Here is a 380-nt window from a genome sequence, read left to right as displayed (position 1 = left end):
GAATTACTTAAGGCAGAAACTTTTGTTTTTGAGGAAAATGTAAAAATCAAAGTCGTAATAACATCTGACAAAGATGCGAAAAACGTAGCAGGTGCAAATGCATTTGCTCAGGATAATACAGCGGGTATTGCCTTACGATTCGCTTCTGCTCATTCCTATGCGTTGGGTACTGAATTAGAATTGAATCTAAAAGGTACTAAACTGAAAAAATATAATGGATTATTACAAATCGAAGGACTCAAAGTTAGTAACGTTATCAATCAGAAAGCAGATGCGGGAGTGCCTACTCCGAAAACAATTACCATTGCAGAGGCTTTGACAGGAAACTACGAGAGCCAATTGGTGCGTATTGAAAATGCTCAGTTTACGGATGTTTTAAA

At 37.1% G+C, this 380-nt stretch carries 1 protein-coding gene; it reads left to right on the top strand.

Annotated elements, in window-relative coordinates:
- A partial coding sequence (locus tag CCAND38_RS11695) for a DUF5689 domain-containing protein (protein ID WP_042343122.1) occupies positions 1–380 on the top strand: 380 nt, incomplete at both ends.

Source organism: Capnocytophaga canis (assembly GCF_000827555.1).
Taxonomy (GTDB): domain Bacteria; phylum Bacteroidota; class Bacteroidia; order Flavobacteriales; family Flavobacteriaceae; genus Capnocytophaga; species Capnocytophaga canis.
This window is presented reverse-complemented; position numbering and strand designations above follow the sequence as displayed.